This is a genomic window from Flavobacterium sp. WG21, from assembly GCF_000335775.1.
Taxonomy (GTDB): Bacteria; Bacteroidota; Bacteroidia; order Flavobacteriales; family Flavobacteriaceae; genus Flavobacterium; species Flavobacterium tructae.
The window spans coordinates 1-17,263 of record NZ_AMYW01000024.1 but is presented as its reverse complement, the minus strand read 5'-3'; the positions used below and the strand labels follow the sequence as shown (position 1 = coordinate 17,263).

The following is a 17,263-nucleotide window of genomic DNA, read 5'->3' as shown; positions in this document are numbered from 1 at the left end:
AAAATTAGGCCAAAAAACAAGAAAGATCTTATATGATTTAATTAAAAAGTTCTATGATTTAGATTAAAATCAACTAGGTGCAAAAGGTTAAACAACTTTACAATAAAGAGAAGTAAAGATAAGGGAAAGGTAATGTTCTCTTAAAAGCTATTACGTTTTCGAACAATACTTTTGTTCGATCTAAACAAAAAACGTATGAAAAAACTTTACTTATTATTTATGCTTCTGGGGCTAAGTTATGCTTCAAAAGCGCAAAAATTATTTCCTTATCTGCAAAACGCGACACCAACATCTATTTACGTTAACTGGAAAACGGACAGTAATCCGGAATCTATCGTAGAGTACGGAACAACAGCATCGAGTCTAAATGTTACTGTTACCGGTAATACAAATGTTTTTACAGATTCAGGTTATCCGGGTAATTATTTCTACCATAGTGCAAAGCTGACGAACCTTTCGCCTAACACGAAATATTTCTACAGAATAAAAACCGGAGCAGATGTGTCTTCGGTTTATTCTTTTAAAACATTGCCCAATCCGGGACAAGCAGCAACAGTTAATGGACACATTCGGTTTTTGATTATGGGGGATAATCAACTGAAAGCTGTTCCGCGTTATGATTCTTTAGTGTCAGCGGCCAAAAGAAAAATAAAACAGAAATGGGGAAAAGACGCATCTCCGGATGATAATATCTCTATGACTTTTATGGTGGGAGATCAGGTTGATGTGGGAACTTTAGATCACTACGAAAATGTGCATTTTAAAAAGAACAGAGGTTTATCAGGTAATGTACCTATTCAGACCACAGTAGGAAACCATGAAACCTACGGGACACTTGGGATGAACTCCTATTATGATCATTTTTATATAAGCGAGCTTTCGTATAAAGGCATTTCGTCAGGAACAGAGAATTATTATGCACAGCAGGCTGGTAATGTTTTGTTTATCAGTTTAAGTTCAGAACATACAGGGGCAGAACAGCTAAGCTGGTTGCAAAAAGTTCTTACCGCTGCAAATGCGGATAATACTGTAGAATGGATTTTCTCTTTAAGCCACAGACCTTATCAGGCAGAGCAATATGTAGGTGATATTTCGACTTGGGTTCGTAATACAGCCGTGCCGTTATTGGTAACTTCTCCAAAATATTCGATGCATATTGGGGCGCACCATCATTTGTATCATCGTGGACAATTGAAAAATACACCTACCTATAATATTATTTCGGGAGGTACGGCCTGGGATCAATATTGGGGATCTTCTACAGAGCAGGATTTTGATGATGTACAGAAAACCATTTGTAACTGGATTTACCAAATTGTAGATATTGACGTGACAAACGGAAAAATGGACATTGAAAGTTATTCTATTGGAAGTGTTGATAAATGGAAGAACAACCAGTTAATGGATGAATTTCATCGATATAAAAACAAAGCGGCACCTGCCAAGCCTTCGATTACGAATACTTTTACTGCGACAAATACATTGCCGCTAACCGTTTCCGGATCGACTTATACGACAACTACAGATGAGAAGTTGAATACCAGTCAGTTTTTGATTTCTCAAACACCAACATTCGATATTGTAAAGAAAGAAGTATATCGAGATTTCGAAAATTTATACGGAAAATATGGCACTAAGAAAGATTCGACTGTAAACATCAATCTGGGTGTAGATATTACTAAAATGGATTTGGCTTCTAATTCACTTCCAAATGGCAAATACTATGTGAAGTTAAGATACAGAGACCGTAATCTTGAATGGTCGCCATGGAGCGATGTTCAGACTTTTACGATTACAGGAAGTAACAATGTAAATACGGCAATAGTTACAGATGCTCTGACCTATTCGTTGAACACACCTATAAAAGTTGATTTTACTGATGCTCCGGCCAGTACTTCAACGTGGATTGGTTTATACAAAGAAGGGCAGACTCCTGGAGGTTCTTCACCATCGCAAACCTGGAAATATACGGACGGAAGTGCCAGCGGATTTATCACTTTTTCTAGCGGGCTGGCTACTAAAGGACGTTATTATGCTGCAATATTTTCAAATGGAGGGTACACAGAAATTGCGCCACGAAAATACTTTTATGTAGGGCCGGTACCGACCTTAACGACTGATAAAACCGAGTATTCTGTTGGAACTCCCATCCTTATTAATTATACAAATGGTCCGCAACTGGCAAAAGACTGGATTGGTATTTACAGAATGGGGGTTAATCCCGGATCCGGAGTTACAGCAACAAGCTGGCAATATGTTACAACAGCTGCAGATGCTAAATCTTTTACAGGACTGCCAAAAGGCTACTATTATGCCGAGTATTATTTACAGGACGGATTTAATCCGATTGGAAACAAAGTATTTTTTAAAGTAGGAGCAGTTGTTACCGAATTATGGATCAATAAACCGGTTTATGATTTGGGCGAGCAGATTACCGCTTCGTGGACAGACGCTCCGGGAATTGTAAAAGACTGGTTGGGAATTTATCATGATGGAGATAATCCGAATGAAAAACCTCTGGTGAGTTATACCTATTTCGAAGGACTTTCTGAAGGAACAAAAAATATTGCTGCTACAGAATTGCCAACAGAAAAAGGGAAATACTTTTTGGTAATGTTTACTAACGATTCTTATAATGAAGTTTCAAACAGAGTTTCTTTTGAAGTAATCGATCCACATCTGAACAACGATGAATTTAAAATCGATAATGGTTTGAGAGTGTATCCAAATCCAACAAAGAATGATACGGAAACCTTTATTCAATCTGAATATCCTATTGATGAAATAGAAATTTACAGCATGGAAGGGAAACTATTATATGCTACAAAAAATGTAAACAATAATAAGTTTTCTCTAATCAATCAGGATTTACCGAAAGGAGTTTATATTCTAAAAATACATTCCCGTAAATTGTTTACGGCTAAACTAATTGTGAAGTAGTTTTTTTTTTTTTTGAAACCCCATTTGCATCCGTAAGTGGGGTTTCGTTTTTTAGGTCATGACAGTTCGTGTACGGGAACTGTCTTTTTCATGGATTCTTTTATGGTGTCTATTTGGTTCAGATGTCGCAGGATATGATGAATAAAAAACTGAAAAGTATCTCCCAGTTTTAATTTTAGTAAACGGGATAAAGAAGTGGGGATTTTTATACGATTTAAACTCACCTTTTTGGATTGTTCCAGTAGTGTTAATAATTCAAATTGTTGATTGATGAATTTGTCAATTACACTTTTGTCAAGCTCAGAGTTTAATGGATTTTTGTCTTTAAAGGTTTTCATTTTGTTCAGCTTTTCTTTCGGAAGCATACTTTTGGCAAAATAACCTCCTAAAAATCCGCTATTAAAATGGGTTTCAGAAGAGGTTTTCGAATTCTTTATTTTGTTTTTTATCTCAGGTAGATAATAATCACCATACAAGTTCAAATGCTCCATGCATTCCAGAATATTCCAGGAAGCAGGATTTTCTCTCCAGGTCAAAGTTTGTATAGTATCATTCTTAAGTTTTTTAGCCTGATTGATACTATCTCTCGTTTGATTGATTAGTAACTGTATGAGTTTTTCTGATTGCATAGGTTTAATTTTTGAAGCAAAGTTTCAAAAAGTTTTTCCGGAAATGATTGATCGAAATCAAGACTTTTTTAATCTTGATAAAGTCTCAGGTGTCATTCTTAGATAGTTGGCAATATGTTTGTTTGGGACTTCCTGAAAAAGCTGCGGACTTCTCCTTAAGACTCTTCGGTATCTTTCTTTTGGAGAATTGGTTAAAATATCAATTTCGCGTTCCATTTGCTGCACTACTAAGTTTTCTAAAATAGTAATCCATAGGTTTTTATTGGTTTCAATTTTTAAAAACTGATCTATTTGCTTCTTCGTTATAATCCTTACAACTGTTTTTTTAATCGCCTGAATACACAAATCAGAAGGCCTTCCGGTTAAGAAAGAATCCAGTGACACAATTAAATTTTGTTGGTAACCAAATCGAATGATTTGTTCTTCATCGTCATCATCCAGTACAAAAAGGCGCAGACTGCCGCTTTCTACAAAGTAAATAGTATCGTCCATACTGCCTTTTACTTTAAGAAATTCATTCCTGTTTATGGTTATTGTTTTTTCAGAAAGTGCAATGATTTCTTTCATTTTTTTTAGCAATTAGTATCGTATGAATTTCAATATTTTCGGATTTTGGATATTTAACTTCAAATGATTTAATGATTTTGAAATTATGTATAGAAAGCTGTTTTTCTATGTTCTTTAAATTATGATAATAGAAATATGTTCGGTCGCCGGTACTTCCCGAAATGAAACCTGATTCAGTGGAATGCCCTTCAACAAAACTAAGATAAAAAATACCACCAGGACAGAGTATTTTTTCAATGCTGTTGATTAGTTTGGAACAATCTTCTTCGGACAAATAGGGCAGACAAAAACCACAAATAATGGCATCAAATTGTTGATTTACTTTGTTGAGGTCTCGCGTATCCATTACTTCAAACTGGGCAGAAGGATTGTTCTTTTGTGCTAATTCAATCATTTTGGGAGCAATGTCAATTCCTCTAATTTTTAAATTAGGTTTCTTTGATAATAAATATTTTGTGATGTTTCCCGGACCACAGCCAATTTCAAAGATCTGAAGCTGTTCGTTTTTCAAAGCATCACAAAAAAAGTCGTAAGTTTCATTATACAGCTTTAAATCCATGAACTTATCTTGATAAATAGTTGCAATTTTATCCCAGGTTTCGAAAGTTTCTTTGTATTGATCCATAGCTTTAATCTTGTGTTTGGTCTGTAAGCAAGAAGAATAGGTAAGTGTTGTACTGCTAAAATATAATTTTAAATTTAGAGACGGAAATAGTTTTTTTGATGTAGACTTTTAGTCCGGTCTCTAACTTCAAAGATGTTTTTTGACAGTTTATGGCCGACTCAAAATGATTGGGCAATGGTTCCGGTAAAATTTAGTTAGCGGGTTATTTTTCGCATAAGGGCTTCAAATGGACCGTTCTGAAAGTGTCTTGCCCAAAGTTTACTAAAGTAGTAACTGAGTATAAAGTATGCAATTGAAAACAGTAAAATATAAATTGGTTCTGTTGCTTTCTGATCTGCGGAATATTGGACCAGATCATTACCTGTTAGTGCAGAAAATAAAATTAAACCAATGGTAAGATGTGAAATATAATGCGTAAGTGTCATTTGACCCGTTGGTGCAAAATTTTGTACATATTGGTTATTTCCGTTTTTTTCTCCTATAAACATAAAGAAGGCAATCAGCATCAGAGCAAATCCGGAGGTGCTTAGCATAAAAGGAAGGTACGGAGGGAGATAATCGGCATTGATAAATAAATGTAAATTCTCTGAAAGTACAAATTGGCCGGACAATAATTGAAGTAATGCTATCGAGATATATAATAGAAAACCAATAATAAACATCTTCTGCTGAATCTTTTTACTGTTCCAGTTTAGTCTTCCGAGATACATTCCTAAAAGAAAATAAGCAATCCAGGGGAATACAGCATTCCAGCCGTTGTAAAAAGTATTTCTGACAAACCCGTTCAGGGTATAAAAATCTTTGTATTGAAAAGTGGCAATGTTCCAGCCCGTTTCATAGGGAACAATAAAAATTAAAAGGTGAAAACCAAAGATCGCCACAGCCGCCAGAAACAGAAAAACCCTTTTGTCTAAAAAGATTAAAAAAGCAATTATGAACATATAGCAACCGTAAAAATGTAAAATATCGGCAGGCCAGATCAGGTTAAGCAAAAGTCCGATGACAAATAAAAAACCAGCCCGTTTGAGGATGGTATTTCTCAGCTTGTTTTTCTCGGCAGGAGTATATTCAACTCTGTTGGTCATAAGCGCAATCCCCATTCCGGCCAGTATCACAAAAACAGAGCTTGAGTTGCCGCTAAAGAGAGACATAAATTGTGCAACAGTACTTTGGTCGTTATGGGAGCCAAAAAACATATTGAAATTAACGATAAACATTCCGAAGATGGCATATGCTCTTGCCAGGTCAAATCCTATAATTCTTTGTTTCATTTTTTTATGTTTTATGAAACAAATGTCGAAATGAAAAATCGCGGGGAATTTGACTTAAGTCAAATAATACATTTAAATTTTGGACCGGATCCTGCTTAGAGTTTCCAAAGATATTCCAAGATAAGAAGCGATATGTGTAAGCTGGATGTTTTTAATAATATGCGAATGCTCTTTAATTAATTTAAGATAGCGGGTCGTAGCGTCCAGTGTGCGAAACTGAAACAAGCGATCCTCCAGCCAAATTGCATAATATTCGGTGAGCATCAAATCTAATTCTGTCAATTTGGGGAATTGCTTTTTTGCATTCTGAAAGCCTTTAAAGTCAGTTTGCGAAACGGTGATGTCTGTGACGGCCTGAATGAATTCTTTACTTGTCGTTTGCAGGCAATAACTATTAAAAGATACCGCGATATCCTCTTTAAAGTATAATTCTGTCGTGATTTCTTTTCCATCATCGAGGTAGTACTTTCTAACAATCCCTTCTTCTATAAAATAGCTTTTACTGCAAATTTCATCTTGCCGTAATAAAAACTCCCCTTTTTTTAAAGTCCTGGTAGTGGAGATGTTATTTAAAGCGGCTAAGGTTTCCTGATCAAGGCTGTTTATAAAAGTATCTATTTTGGTGAGATAGGAATTCATTTTTTCGGTATGTATTCGGTTTTTAAAAGTAATCATAGCCAGGATGATTATTTTTCTCCTAATCTTATGTGTTTTGGTTGGTCAAATATAATAAAATAGCAAAAAGGATCTGATTAAGTTAAGAGATGTTGATGACGTTGTACGAAAGGTTCTTTGACTTGTATAGTTTCATAAGCGACAAATTGAAATTCGGTGTTATCTATGGAATTTAAAGAGAATGCTTTGTGCTATTACAACGTTAAAAATTTATTCAAATATTTGTATTTAGAAAGAGACTACAAATAAATTCTGATTTTGTATATTTGCCCAACCAAACATTATACTTAATTATGAGCCAAAAAGTATTACTTAATTCAAAAGAAGTTACTATCATACTCCATCGTTTGGCTTGTCAGTTAATCGAAAAACATCTTGATTTTTCAGATACTATTTTAATCGGAATTCAGCCAAGAGGTGTTTTTTTAGCCGAACGTTTGAAACAAATATTAGAAAGCGAGTACAAAACGCCCGAAATTTCTCTGGGTTATTTAGATATCACCTTTTTTAGAGACGATTTCCGTCGCACCGAAAAACCGCTTGAAGCGAATAAAACCCAAATCAATTTTATAGTCGAAAATAAAAAAGTCATTTTTATTGATGACGTTTTGTTTACCGGACGAAGCATTCGTTCCGCGTTAACTGCTATTCAGTCTTTTGGAAGACCTTCAGAAATTGAATTGTTAGTTTTAATTGACCGACGTTTTAGCCGCAATTTACCTATTCAGCCCGATTATCGTGGTCGTCAGGTAGATGCTATTAATGACGAAAAAGTTAAGGTAAGCTGGAAAGAAAATGAAGGTGAAGATGTGGTCTATTTGATAACAAATTAACGATTAAATAAAAAAAGGATGACAGAGAATGAAGCTTTTATTTATGAATCAATTTTTAACCAAGTTAGAATGGGATTTCTGTCTCTTGATGAGATTCAGGAAAACATTCTGGAAGAAATTGAAGACAACGAATTTGAGGATGAAATCTCTGAAGAGTGGGCTTTTGATAAAATAAGAGAAGAAAACCAAAAATTACTTTCAGAAAGTAAACAATGGAAAAGTCCAACAGATACGGAAAGATTAATAAAAGCGTTTGATGAATTAGCCGACAGAAATATTATTGCACTTCATAATGCGGGGTATACCACATCGGATGGGGAGTATGAAGTTGTTGAGGTAGAAAGAGCGTTGCGTGAAAACGAAGTAGAATCTGATGGATATTGTTTTTATCACGAACAAGATTTAGCAAGAGGTGTAGCTATAGAAGATTCAAGTTTGTTTATCGCTTTCCAGAAAGTAGATAATGGTGATGATGCGACAACAATAGAAGTAGGTAAAATAGTTGCCGAGGTTCTAAGAGATAACGGCTTCACTCTGAATTGGAATGAATCTGCAAGAACAAAAATAGAAATTCCAGGTTTCAAATGGCAGCATCTTTTTGATGAAGAAGGTAGAGATTTGCAGGATTACAGCGAAGTTGTAGAAAGAATGATTCAATAAAGGAGTTGTTCTTTGTAGCAGTATTGAAAAACTGAGCATGCCAGGAATTCATGAATTTGACAAATAAATATTAAAGAAATAAAAATGAAAGAATTAAGCGTAGATCATTTATTGGGAATTAAATATATCAATGAAAATGATATTAACCTGATTTTTGAAACGGCCGATCATTTTAAAGAAGTCATTAACAGACCTATTAAAAAAGTTCCTTCATTACGAGATATTACCATTGCCAATATTTTCTTTGAGAACAGTACGAGAACTAAACTTTCCTTTGAATTGGCACAAAAAAGATTATCGGCTGATGTGATTAGTTTTTCGGCAGCCCAGTCTTCGGTTAAAAAAGGGGAGACCCTGATTGATACTGTAAATAATATCCTTTCAATGAAAGTTGATATGGTTGTAATGCGCCACTCCAATCCCGGAGCGGCTTATTTTTTATCCAAAAATGTCAAAGCCAGTATCGTGAATGCCGGAGACGGAGCACACGAACACCCAACTCAGGCTTTATTAGACAGTTATTCGATTAGAGAAAAATTAGGCGATGTGGCCGGAAAAAAAGTGGTCATTGTAGGAGATATTCTGCATTCGAGAGTAGCTTTGTCTAACATATATGCTTTGAAGATGCAGGGAGCTGAGGTAAAAGTATGCGGGCCAAAAACACTGATTCCGAGATATATTGAATCACTTGGTGTCACAGTTGAACCCAATTTGCGTAAAGCTTTAGAGTGGTGTGATGTTGCTAATATGCTTCGTGTTCAAAACGAACGTATGGATGTGAACTTTTTTCCATCGACACGTGAGTATGCACAGCAATACGGAGTAGATAAACCGTTACTGGATTCTCTTGGGAAAGAAATCGTAATCATGCACCCGGGACCAATTAACAGAGGAGTAGAGATTACTTCTGAAGTGGCTGACTCCGATCATTCTGTTATTTTGAATCAGGTCGAAAACGGAGTAGCGATCAGAATGGCGGTGATTTATTTGCTCGCATCTAAGATTCAACAGTAATGATATAGTCTTCAGTCGCGGTTTTCAGTCTCAGTCTTGACTGAAAACTGAGAACTGGGAATAAGAACTGAAAACTAAAAAAACTTCGTACCTTAGCTTTTCAAATCAGAAGTGTATATAGTAAAAAAATGAAAGTAGATCAAAAAGGACATACCGTTACAATTAAAGATACCCAGGGAGATTTTAATGCTTTTTTGGAAAGGGTAACGCAACAGTTTAAAACCTTTGAAAAACAAAATATTATAATCGATTTATCAGCAGATAGTGATGTGTCGGAAAAAGAGGTGAAACTTTTTTTACCCCTTGCCAAGCAGCAGAAAAAAGCCAAAAAATCATTTGTAATAGTAGTTTCAGATCTTGACTTTAATGCCATTTCAGATAAATTAGTCGTTGTTCCGTCACTTTTGGAAGCGCATGATATTATCGAAATGGAGGAAATCGAAAGAGACCTTGGATTTTAAAATAAGTTTAATTGTTTATTCGGTTAACGGTTTAATCGATTTAAATTAGTTTTAGCCGATTAAACGATTTATCAAATAAACGAATAAACAGTAAAATTGAAATTAACCATACTTGGCTGTTATGCCGCTACTCCCAGAACAATTACGAACCCTACTTCGCAGGTTTTAGAAATAAGAAATCGTTTATTTTTAATTGATTGTGGTGAGGGAACACAGGTGCAGCTTAGAAAGAATAAGATTAAATTCTCCAAAATAAATCACATCTTTATCTCGCATCTTCACGGAGATCACCTTTATGGATTAATTGGAACTATTTCTACTTTTTCTCTTTTAGGAAGAACGACCGATTTACATATTTACGGACCGAAAGGGATTAAAGAACTTATTCTGCTTCAATTAAAATTGACGGAATCCTGGACGACCTATAAATTGTTTTTCCATGAATTAGAGTCAAAAGAAAGCGAAGTTATTTTTGAAGACAATAAGGTGATTGTAAAAACGATTCCGTTGAAGCATCGCGTGTATACAAACGGATTTTTGTTTCAGGAAAAACCCGGTGATCGAAAATTAAATGTAGAAGCGGTTCAGCAGTACAATATTCATACAGCCTATTTTCAAAAAATAAAAGGTGGTGGTGACGTTACACTTGACGATGGAACCGTAATAAAGAACAAAGAATTATCCTTTGATCCTATTCCGTCAATGAGTTATGCGTTTTGTTCCGATACCGTGTATCATGAAGACGTACTTCCTATAATTAAGGATGTTGATGTTTTGTATCACGAATCTACCTTTTTGGAATCAGAAGCCGCTTTGGCACTGAAAACGTTACATTCAACTGCAAAAGAAGCTGCAACAATTGCGCTTAAAGCAAATGCAAAGAAGTTAATTCTGGGGCATTATTCAACACGTTATGATGGTATCGAACGTTTTAAAGAAGAAGCCGAAACCGTTTTTCCAAACACACTTTTAGGAGATGACGGGAGGAGTTTTGAGTTTTAAAATGTGAAATGTGAGTTGTACGGATGAGTTATAAATGACAAAATGGTGATTTGTTTATTTGTAAGAATTCGTAATCAAAAAATCTACAATCTACAATCTAAAATCAATAATCATGAACGATTTAAGCAATTATAGAAAATCTTACGAAAAGAGTGAATTATTGGAAACCAATATTCCCGAAGACCCAATCAATTTGTTCAACCGATGGTTTCATGAGGTAGAAGATTTTGGTGGAAACGGAGAAGTTAATGCCATGACAGTTTCGACAATTGGATTGGATGGTTTCCCGAAATCCAGAGTGGTTTTATTAAAGAAATTTTCAGAGGAAGGTTTTATTTTTTATACTAATTATGATTCGGAAAAAGGGAAGGCGATAGCTGCAAATCCGCATGTTTGTTTGTCTTTTTTCTGGGAGGAGATGGAACGCCAGGTAATCATAAAAGGAATCGCTGTAAAAACATCAGAGAACATATCAGATGGTTATTTTGATTCTCGTCCTGATGGAAGTAAATTGGGTGCGATGGTTTCGAAGCAAAGCGAAGTGATTCCGTCCCGAACTTTTTTGGAAGAAAATTTGAAAAAACTGGAAAAAGAGTTCGAAGGAAAACACATTCCAAGACCTGAAAATTGGGGTGGTTTTTTAGTAACTCCTTTAGAGGTAGAATTTTGGCAGGGGAGACCCAATAGATTGCATGACAGAATTCGTTACCAAAGCCAATCTGACTTTTCATGGAAGATTGAAAGATTATCCTCTTAGCTTGTAGGATTATTACATTTGATTGTGAAATTATTGCGTATTTTATCGATATTATTTGTAGTTTAACGATAAATTGAATAAGTTTGAGAAAGAAACAAGTCAATTTATTTTAATAAATATTTAAAGGATTTGCCCCAACATCTACTTTAAAAATTAAACTACTATGTCATTATGAAAAAGATGATGCGTAACATGAGGTTCGTTGCAATAGTTGCCCTACTTGTTGCAATGAGCTCCTGTTCAGCGGACAGCGCAGAGGGTAGCGAAAGCCCTGCTACAGCCGAGGCTGTCGTTGCTAACTACAATTACAATGATTCTGAAATCGAATCGATGAAACTTATCAATGATTATCGGGTAAGTATTGGTTTGAATACTCTGAAAGGAATCAATCACGTTTCATTTAAGTGCGAAGAACACAACAAATACATGATCGCAAACAATGTGGTTGATCATAATGATTTTACTTCACGTTCGAATAATATCATGAGTGTTTTAGGTGCTAAAAAAGTAGGCGAAAATGTTGCTTACAATTATAAAACTTCTGAGGCTGCTTTAAGAGCCTGGCTCGATAGCCCCGGACACAAGGCAAATATTGAAGGAGATTATACTCATTTTGGTTTGTCAGTTTCGATTGACCCTAAAAGCGGAAAGAAATACTATACTAACATCTTTGTGAAGATGTAGAGAAAATATTGAACTGGTTTAGTTTTTATTGATCGTTGTAATTCAGAGAATTGCAACGATTTTTTTTTGGCTATGTATGAAATTAGTCCTTAAGGTGTACTGATGTAAAAGTGGGTTAGTTGTTCTCAAAGAGTCTAAACAAAGCATAAGGTTAAACGCTATGAGTGACGAAAACTAGGGTTTGTGTAAAGCCTAATCCCAAATAAATAAAGAAGACGAATCATACAGGTTCGTTTCACGAGAACGGAATTTTAAAAGAGTTATTTACAAGTTTTAAAAAAAAAAATCCAAATTCCAATCAGTGTTTAATCTGTTTTTGGAATTTGGAATTTTAGAGTTTAAAATATTACGTTTTTTTAGAATTTTTGAATTTGGTTTTTTACAAGGCTGTGATAATAAATTCGCTTCTTCTGTTCATTTGATGTTGTTCTTCTGTACACGGTACACCATCGGAACAGCCATTTACCAGTTGGGTTTCTCCATATCCTTTTCCGGTGAGTCTGTTTTTAGCGATTCCGTTTTTAACCAGCCATGCAATCGTTGATTTAGCTCTTCTGTCGGATAAGGCTTCATTGTATTGATGTGTAGCACGACTGTCTGTGTGGGAACGAATATCAAGTTTCATCGTTGGATGGCTGTTTAAGACATCAAGTATTTTTTCTAAATCCAGAGCAGCTTCTGTACGGATATTTGATTTATCCAGATCAAAGTAAATCATTTTGATACCAAAACATTTGCCCAGATCATCGCCAATGGTGACTTTACAGGCGGATTTATCCAAAGCAATAGGAAGACTGGTTTTTCCGGTTAGTTTTCCAATGGTAATATTGATTTCTTTGGTTGTATATTCTTCTTTTTCGGCTCTTACATTATATGTTTTTCCACATTCAACAGGGAAACTGTAAAAACCGGTTGCATCTGAAATAGTCGTGTTTTTTATATTGCCCAGATTGTCATACAAGGTTAATTTTGTGTTTGGCAAGACAGCTAAGGTTTCAGCGTCTGTAATGATTCCGTTTAGCTCTTGTATGCATTGCAGTTTTCTTGTTTCGAGAAATTTGTAGATATCATCAGAACCTTGTCCGCCATCTTTATTAGAGCTAAAATAGCCTCTTCTGGATGCAGGATCAATAATGTAGGCAAAATCATCTTTAGGCGAGTTAACATCCGCTCCAAGATTCTGAATATTGCTTATGGTTCCGTTATCTTCAATTTGGCCTACAAAAACGTCCAGACCGCCTAGTCCGGGATGTCCGTCAGAAGCAAAATAAATTTCATTATCGCTGGTAACAAACGGAAATGTTTCTTTTCCTTGTGTATTTATGACTTTACCTAAGTTCATAGGTGTGCCATAACTGCCATTGCCATTGATGCTTACTTTGTAAATATCAGATTGTCCTACTGTTCCGGGCATATCTGAGGCGAAATACAGTGTTTTCTCATCTGGACTAAGTGCAGGATGTGCCGTACTGTAATTATCACTGTCAAAAGGAAGTTCGGTTATGTTGGTCCATTTTCCGTTTTCAAGAGTGGCTCTGTATATTTTGATTAAAGTAATTTTGTTGTCATCTTTTCCTTTTTTACCGTTTATATAATTGTTTCTGGTAAAGTAAACCGTTTGTCCGTCTTTTGTAAAAGCGGGAGAAGACTCGTGAAACTTTGTATTAAGAGAGGTTTTGAATTTATTGACTTTCACTGTACTGTTGGCAGGAGGGTCTGTATCGGCAAAATACAAATTCGTAAAATATTCTCCGGTCCATTTGTGTTTACGTTGTGAAAAGTTTCCGGTATCCCGGGCAGAGGCAAAGTATATTTTGCCGTTGTAAACATAGGAACTGTAATCAGAGTATTTAGAGTTGATTCCGGCATCTTCAATTTTGTATCGGCCGGAATTGGCTTTGATTTTGTCCAGATAGTTTACATCCTCGGCATATAATTTTGCTCTGTCGTCGTTTTTAGATTTAGCCAAAAATTCAGTCATAATTTTACTGGCCTTATCGGTTTGTCCGCTTGATTTCAGACATTGTGCATATCGATAGTAATACTCTGGCTCAACAACGGTGTTCATCGCAAATAATTCACCGTACCATTTTGCAGCAGCTTCAAAATTAGAGTTGAAGTAGTATGAGTTTCCGAGCTTCTTAAACAAATCTTCCGATTTGTATCCTTTATCAGCTACACGTTCATAGGTTTTAATAGCGTCGATATACGCATAATTATCGTAGTTCTTATCGGCAGTATTAATTTTCGATTGTTGCGCATAACTGCCGGCTGAAAAAGAACAGATAATTGTTAAGCAAAGGAGTATATAATTTTTCATAATCGTTATTTTTAGAAGAAACGTGGCGTTGTCATTTTACCATTGTTTTTGAAGAATTCGTAACGCAGGAATATCTCATGTGATCCTGAATTATAGTTGTTTAAACGTGTGGTTTCGCGATCGTAACCATAACCAAGATAGAGGCCGTCAGTAATCTGGAATCCTACCATAGCACTAAGTGAAGCACTCCATCGGTAGGCAACTCCCACCACAAGTTTATCCATGAACATAAAGTTGGCAGAAACATCTACCTGAAGTGGTGCTCCTTCGACCATTTTGGTCAGTAAAGCGGGTTTGAATTTGATGTATTGAAGTCTATCAAGATCAAACACATATCCGGCTATTAAATAATAATTGATTTTATCTTTGTAAATGGCGTAATCATTATCATCGTACCGATTGGTTTCGATAAAATTAGGTACTGATAACCCAATGTATGCTTTATCAGAATGCCAATAGACTCCGGCTCCCACATTCGGCGAAAACTTATTGTTTAAATCCTGAAACTGTGGATCTCCCTGACTCTCCGGATTTAATTTGCTGACATCCAAATTGAACAGGTTGGCTGTTCCTTTGATACCAAACGAAAGTTTAAAATCGGCTGAGGTTTGAACAGTATAGGAAAGGTCAACAGAAAAGTTGTTTTCGTTAGTTGGGCCAATTTTATCATTTACTAAAGAGGCTCCGATTCCTAAATTACTATTATTTATTGGGCTATTGATTGAGAAAGCGCTGGTTTCAGGAGCCCCGTCGAGTCCAACCCATTGGGTGCGGTATAATCCAAAAACACTTAAAGCTCCTCGCGATCCTGCATAAGCCGGATTAATGTTTATGGTATTGTACATGTATTGCGTAAATTGTGCATCTTGCTGTGCATAGCTCGCAATTGTTACAAACATAATGACGAAGAAAAATAATTTTGTTCTCATAGTGGTATTTATTATTTTCATTAGTACTACTTTTTTTCAATTTAAATTGTAAAAAAGTCTATGCATTTGTATATTCAAAAATAAGGATTTTTTTATTAATTAATTGTAAATTGTTGCTTTATGTGCTTGCTATGCAATGAGATATGGTCTTTTTTTATTTCGATAAATAAAGATATCCGTCTTTTTTATTATTCTGTAATACATTATTTCCGTCGAGTGATTTGTAGTTAATAATGTAGAAATAAGTTCCCGTTGGTAGTCCGTCAGATTGTTTCACTGTGGTTCGGCCTCTTGAAATTCCGTCGAAGGCATTGGTTTGATTGTTGTAATTGTGTGTTTCAAATACTAATACCCCCCAACGGTTATAGATTTCTACATCATTCTCAGGATAACAAGTGGTATCACCAATACTGTCTATAGTGAAGACATCGTTGATTCCGTCACCATTTGGAGAGAAAGCATTGTGAACTACTATACTTCCACAGGCAAGTACTTTACAATCATCATTTATTGCCATATTCAGTACAATACTTCTTGGACAGCTGGCATCAGGTATTTTGTATTCGAATGTATAATTACCTATTGCCAGACCTAAAGGATTAAAATTGTTTCCTTGTATGCTGTTGGTATTACTGTTATCTACCCAGATTCCGTTAGTAGGAGTGTTTTCAGGTAACAATGATAGCAAGTTAATAATGGTTGAATCATCGTTACAGGCTGTACTGCTAACAGTCGTTGTTTCATTAGGAGCAGCTGTGATTGTAACGGTTGCAGTTGCAGTACAGGCTTGATTTCCTTTGTTTACAGAAGATGTTGCTGTAAGAGTGTATGTACCGGCCGGTAAATTGGTATTTCCAACAGTTTCATTTTTTTCATTTTTAATGATAACGGTCGAACCTGGGCTACTAGTTACCTGGATTGAACCAGTTCTTCCGTTCGAACAGTTCACATTTGTAGCAACTCCGGATACAGAAACTTTGTTTTCTACAGTAAAGGTTTGAGTCAGTAGTGTTTTATTACCGGCACAATCTGTTAAAGTATAAGTTCTTGTTAGGATGTAAGGACTTCCATCACAACCGCTTCCTCCATTATTGGCGTCACTTACAGTAATGTTTACCGTACTGCTGCAATTATCCACAGCATTGGTTATGTCGCTCGGATTTCCAACTGGGATATCAGCAATAGTTTGGAGATTTGCTACATTTACTGGAGCTGTTCCTGTAGGTGGAGTAGTATCTCTAACGGTTATGATCTGAGTGTAAGAAATTGTATTTCCACTACAATCACTGGTGGTCCATTTACGAGTTAAAGTATAATTTGTACTACATTGATTTTCAGTATTGCTTTTTATTTCACTGAAAACAATTGGTAAGTTACCACTACAATTATCGGAAGCTTCCATATTTGCCGGTTGAGGTACTGCATCACAAGAAACTGTAATATCGGCAGGCAGCACCCCTGTAAAGGTTGGTTTTGTAGTATCCTGAATAGTAATCACCTGAGTGAAAGTATCTGAGGTATTTCCACAATCGTCTTTCACGGTCCAGGTATTGGTATACGTTCCGGCATTAGAACAACCTTCAGAAGCTACAAATAAACCGCTTACTTTTACGATGTTCGAAACATTAGTATCGCAAGCATCTGTAGCCGTTGGGAATAAAGCCTGTGCGGCAGTTAAAGCTGCTGTGTCACTGCATTCTACAGTTTTGTTTAAAGAAGCAGTTTGTGTAGACCATGTTGGTTTTGAAGTATCCTGAATGGTAATCACCTGAGTAAAAGTATCAGAAGTATTTCCACAATCGTCTTTCGCAGTCCAGGTATTGGTATACGTTCCGGCATTAGCACAACCTTGAGAGGCCACAAAAAGCACCACTTACTTTTACGATATTCGAAACA

Annotated in this window: 16 protein-coding genes; 8 read left to right on the top strand and 8 right to left on the bottom strand. The window is 35.8% G+C overall.

Translation table 11 applies throughout. The features are described from left to right. Positions 1–195: 195 nt before the first annotated feature. Complete coding sequence (locus tag C245_RS0116000; RefSeq protein WP_017497624.1) at positions 196–2,940, top strand: fibronectin type III domain-containing protein; 2,745 nt, start codon at positions 196–198, stop codon at positions 2,938–2,940. 56 nt (positions 2,941–2,996) lie between these two features. Here the strand turns inward: C245_RS0116000 and C245_RS23180 are convergent, their stop codons facing one another. The 5 genes from C245_RS23180 to C245_RS0115975 all read right to left on the bottom strand — a co-directional run bounded on the left by C245_RS23180 (position 2,997) and on the right by C245_RS0115975 (position 6,707). After that, positions 2,997–3,569 carry a DinB family protein gene (locus tag C245_RS23180; RefSeq protein ID WP_017497623.1) on the bottom strand — a complete coding sequence of 191 codons (573 nt, stop codon included), beginning with the start codon at positions 3,567–3,569 and terminating at the stop codon, positions 2,997–2,999. Between the two features lie 57 nt (positions 3,570–3,626). Beyond that, positions 3,627–4,136: a Crp/Fnr family transcriptional regulator gene (locus C245_RS0115990; RefSeq protein ID WP_017497622.1), complete on the bottom strand. Its 510-nt coding sequence runs from the start codon at positions 4,134–4,136 to the stop codon at positions 3,627–3,629. After that, positions 4,111–4,761: a class I SAM-dependent methyltransferase gene (locus tag C245_RS0115985; RefSeq protein WP_017497621.1), complete on the bottom strand. Its 651-nt coding sequence runs from the start codon at positions 4,759–4,761 to the stop codon at positions 4,111–4,113. The genes C245_RS0115990 and C245_RS0115985 overlap by 26 nt, the downstream gene beginning before the upstream one ends. A gap of 194 nt (positions 4,762–4,955) precedes the next feature. Further along, on the bottom strand, positions 4,956–6,032 hold the full coding sequence (locus C245_RS0115980; protein WP_017497620.1) for a DUF418 domain-containing protein: 1,077 nt from the start codon (positions 6,030–6,032) through the stop codon (positions 4,956–4,958). A 72-nt stretch (positions 6,033–6,104) separates the two neighbouring features. Further along, positions 6,105–6,707: a Crp/Fnr family transcriptional regulator gene (locus tag C245_RS0115975; RefSeq protein WP_232424372.1), complete on the bottom strand. Its 603-nt coding sequence runs from the start codon at positions 6,705–6,707 to the stop codon at positions 6,105–6,107. Between the two features lie 293 nt (positions 6,708–7,000). Between C245_RS0115975 and pyrR the strand changes: the two genes are divergently transcribed. From pyrR to C245_RS0115940, 7 genes are all read left to right on the top strand, one after another. Next, a complete protein-coding gene (gene pyrR, locus C245_RS0115970; RefSeq protein WP_017497618.1) occupies positions 7,001–7,540 on the top strand; it encodes a bifunctional pyr operon transcriptional regulator/uracil phosphoribosyltransferase PyrR in 540 nt (179 codons plus the stop codon). 18 nt (positions 7,541–7,558) lie between these two features. Next, entirely contained in the window at positions 7,559–8,200 is a 642-nt protein-coding gene (locus C245_RS0115965; protein WP_017497617.1) for a hypothetical protein, read from the top strand. Between the two features lie 84 nt (positions 8,201–8,284). Next, positions 8,285–9,214 carry an aspartate carbamoyltransferase catalytic subunit gene (locus C245_RS0115960; protein WP_017497616.1) on the top strand — a complete coding sequence of 310 codons (930 nt, stop codon included), beginning with the start codon at positions 8,285–8,287 and terminating at the stop codon, positions 9,212–9,214. A gap of 128 nt (positions 9,215–9,342) precedes the next feature. Next, positions 9,343–9,675 carry a hypothetical protein gene (locus C245_RS0115955; protein ID WP_017497615.1) on the top strand — a complete coding sequence of 111 codons (333 nt, stop codon included), beginning with the start codon at positions 9,343–9,345 and terminating at the stop codon, positions 9,673–9,675. A gap of 96 nt (positions 9,676–9,771) precedes the next feature. Then, positions 9,772–10,677 (top strand): ribonuclease Z, encoded by a 906-nt coding sequence (locus C245_RS0115950; RefSeq protein ID WP_017497614.1) that lies wholly within the window; start codon positions 9,772–9,774, stop codon positions 10,675–10,677. A gap of 112 nt (positions 10,678–10,789) precedes the next feature. Next, positions 10,790–11,434: a pyridoxamine 5'-phosphate oxidase gene (pdxH, locus tag C245_RS0115945; RefSeq protein WP_017497613.1), complete on the top strand. Its 645-nt coding sequence runs from the start codon at positions 10,790–10,792 to the stop codon at positions 11,432–11,434. Between the two features lie 171 nt (positions 11,435–11,605). After that, on the top strand, positions 11,606–12,118 hold the full coding sequence (locus C245_RS0115940) for a CAP domain-containing protein (protein WP_017497612.1): 513 nt from the start codon (positions 11,606–11,608) through the stop codon (positions 12,116–12,118). A 379-nt stretch (positions 12,119–12,497) separates the two neighbouring features. Here the strand turns inward: C245_RS0115940 and C245_RS0115935 are convergent, their stop codons facing one another. The 3 genes from C245_RS0115935 to C245_RS0115925 form a co-directional block, all read right to left on the bottom strand. Beyond that, the gene (locus C245_RS0115935; protein ID WP_017497611.1) at positions 12,498–14,438 is read right to left on the bottom strand and encodes an OmpA family protein; all 1,941 of its coding nucleotides are present in this window, start codon (positions 14,436–14,438) and stop codon (positions 12,498–12,500) included. An 11-nt stretch (positions 14,439–14,449) separates the two neighbouring features. Continuing rightward, positions 14,450–15,367 carry a type IX secretion system membrane protein PorP/SprF gene (locus C245_RS0115930; RefSeq protein WP_026110108.1) on the bottom strand — a complete coding sequence of 306 codons (918 nt, stop codon included), beginning with the start codon at positions 15,365–15,367 and terminating at the stop codon, positions 14,450–14,452. 154 nt (positions 15,368–15,521) lie between these two features. Further along, a complete protein-coding gene (locus C245_RS0115925) occupies positions 15,522–17,237 on the bottom strand; it encodes a gliding motility-associated C-terminal domain-containing protein (protein WP_198288056.1) in 1,716 nt (571 codons plus the stop codon). Positions 17,238–17,263: the final 26 nt, after the last annotated feature.